This is a genomic window from Dysgonomonas mossii, assembly GCF_004569505.1.
In the GTDB taxonomy this organism is placed as follows: Bacteria; Bacteroidota; Bacteroidia; order Bacteroidales; family Dysgonomonadaceae; genus Dysgonomonas.
In genome coordinates this window covers 1-2,643 of record NZ_SPPK01000016.1, presented here as the reverse complement: position 1 = coordinate 2,643, position 2,643 = coordinate 1, and the positions used below count along the sequence as shown (strand labels likewise).

Sequence of the window (2,643 nt, the reverse complement as noted above, 5' to 3'; positions counted from 1 at the left end):
TGGAAAATCCAGTGTTAATTGCCCCCTTTTGCCAAGTCTAAATTGACCCTCTTTTCCAAAATACGTTTAACCCCTTACGCCAAAATAAAAATGTCCCCTGCTGGAATGTAACCCAACAGGGGATTTTTATGTAATTTAGATTTACCCTCCTGGTCGATGGGTTGAAACTAAAATTACAATGACAACAAAATTAGCAAACATTCTTCATTGCTATGCAATGGGGATGGGGATAAAAGGTATCAGCGCGACCTTTGAGCTATCCCGTAACACAGTGCGCGAGTATGTGCGTTTGTTTCAAGAGAGCGGTATACCGATGGATCAGCTTCAATCCATGCCGGCGAAGCGTCTTGAGGAGATGTTTGGAAGCAGCGGTGAGAGGGAACGTAACCCTTCAGTGCGCCAGCTGGAACTGGAGGCGTTATTGCCTGAGTATGCCGCAAGACTTACCCGCAAAGGAGTAACAGTAAAATCCTTGTATGAAGAGTACCGGCGAGAGCACCCCAACGGATTTCGTCATGCAAGTTTCGGTGCGTACATACAACGTTATCGGCTTGTATCACGTCCGGTGGGTCACGTTGAGCATTACGCCGCAGACCAGATGTATATTGACTTTGCTGGCGACCGTCTACAGGTTATTGATGAACAAACAGGCGAGGTCAGATCTGTAGAAGTTTTCGTAGCCATCCTTCCTTGTAGCCACTATACCTACTGTGAGGCAGTCTGGTCGCAGAAGAAAGAAGACCTTATAAAAGCATGTGAGAATGCGCTACACTTCTATGAAGGTGTGCCCATGGCAATCGTCCCTGACAATTTGAAGTCGGCGGTAACTCGGAGCAACCGCAATGAGCCGGTTATCAACGAAGACTTTGCCGCTTTTGCTGAACATTATGGTTGTAGCGTATATCCGGCACGTGTCAGACATCCAAAGGACAAAGCGCTTGTGGAGAATGCTGTAAAACTGATGTATAAGTCTGTTTATGTCGATCTTGAAGGTCTGATGTTCCATGATCTGGAATCACTCAATGCCCGCATTATCCAATCTCTAAGTCAGTTCAATGAGAGAAAACTTACCGGACGCAATCAGTCTCGCAGGCAGCTGTTTGAAGAGGTGGAAAGAGGCTATCTACGGTCTCTACCCTCTGTGAGGTATCAGATGAAGGAACGCAAATCTGTAACCGTAATGCGCAACAGCTATGTAACGCTCAAGAAGCATCATTACAGTGTGCCTAAGGAATACGTGGGCAAGCGTGTCGATATTGTTTACGATGCTGATACTCTTGATATCTTCTATGGACTGCGGCTGGTAACAACCCACCACCGAGATGACACACCCTATGGCTACACTCGGAAGAATGCTCACAATCTTCCCGGTCGCTGTGGTAGTTACGAAAAGGATCTGGACGAGATCTTTGAGCGAGCTGCTCAGATAGACAATATCGTCTTACTTTATCTCAAGGATGTGGCGTCGCAGAAGAAATATATACCTCAGGCGTTCCGCTCATGCAGAGGTATCCTTGCTTTGGAAAAGACCTTCGGACTAGACAGACTTGTGGCGGCATGCGCCTGTGCTTCATTGATGCGCGTTTACGGATATCAAGATGTTATCGGTATCCTGAACCGAGGTGATGATGCAGACTTTCTGCCACAGGCTGATCAAGACTTGTACTCCAACTTATCCCTTCCGCATCACAAGAACATCCGTGGACGTGAATACTTCTCAAAATCAACAACAAAAACAAACAAAAACAATGGAAACAAATAATAAAACCGCACCCGTTACTCAGGAAAAAGACCAAAATGTCATCTCTCTGGATCTGATGAACCGTATGAAACTACATGGTATGGCTGCCGCCTTTAGGGAAAGCTTACAGTCCACCATTGCCGAGACGATGACTGCTGACGGCTTCCTTTCATTACTGTTGGCCCGTGAATGGGATTATAGATCGGATGCTTCTATACAACGCCTGATTCGTCAGGCAGGCTTTCGTTACAAGGCTTATCTTGAGAATATAGATTATACCATCAATCGAAGTCTCGACCGTAACCATATAGAACGACTCTCATCGCTTGACTTTATCCGTCAAGGAAAGAATCTGTTCATTACCGGTTCATCCGGAACAGGCAAAAGTTATATTGCTACAGCCATTGGGTATCAGTCGTGTAAGAACGGAATACGAACAAACTATGCTAACGCATCCAAACTAATGGGAGCGCTAAAAGTGGCTAAGACAAAGGGTATCTTCGAAGCCGAACTCAAGAAAATAGAACGATGTCAGTTACTTATCCTTGACGATCTCTTTCTTGTACCTCTTGATGCTAAAGAACGTTCAATGTTGCTTGATATCATCGAGGATCGTCATGAACGCAAATCTATCATTGTGACATCCCAATTACCGGTTGCCAACTGGTATGATGCCATAGGAGAACCAACTGTGGCTGATGCCATTCTTGACCGCATCGTCCACTCGGCGCATCAGATAGAACTTACCGGTGAGAGCGTAAGAAAAATGAAGGTAAACAAAAACAAGTAAAGCTAAAATAAAAATGACCCCGTCGACCAGGATATTTTAGGGGTAATAATAAAGTTTTTTCAGGGGTCAATTTAGACTTGGCAAAAGGGGGCAATCTGAACTGGATTTTCCA

At 45.2% G+C, this 2,643-nt stretch carries 2 protein-coding genes; both read left to right on the top strand.

Going from position 1 to position 2,643, the window contains the following annotated elements:
- Positions 1-178 precede the first annotated feature (178 nt).
- Positions 179-1,762, top strand: coding sequence for an IS21 family transposase (istA, locus tag E4T88_RS17190; protein ID WP_135107537.1), 1,584 nt, complete (start codon positions 179-181; stop codon positions 1,760-1,762).
- Positions 1,749-2,531, top strand: coding sequence for an IS21-like element helper ATPase IstB (istB, locus tag E4T88_RS17185; RefSeq protein ID WP_135107535.1), 783 nt, complete (start codon positions 1,749-1,751; stop codon positions 2,529-2,531). The genes istA and istB overlap by 14 nt, the downstream gene beginning before the upstream one ends.
- Positions 2,532-2,643: the final 112 nt, after the last annotated feature.

Excerpts from the sequence above, each read along its gene's own strand:
- istA (WP_135107537.1), top strand. The coding sequence starts at position 179 with ATGACAACAAAATTAGCAAACATTCTTCATTGCTATGCAATGGGGATG.
- istB (WP_135107535.1), top strand. The coding sequence starts at position 1,749 with ATGGAAACAAATAATAAAACCGCACCCGTTACTCAGGAAAAAGACCAA.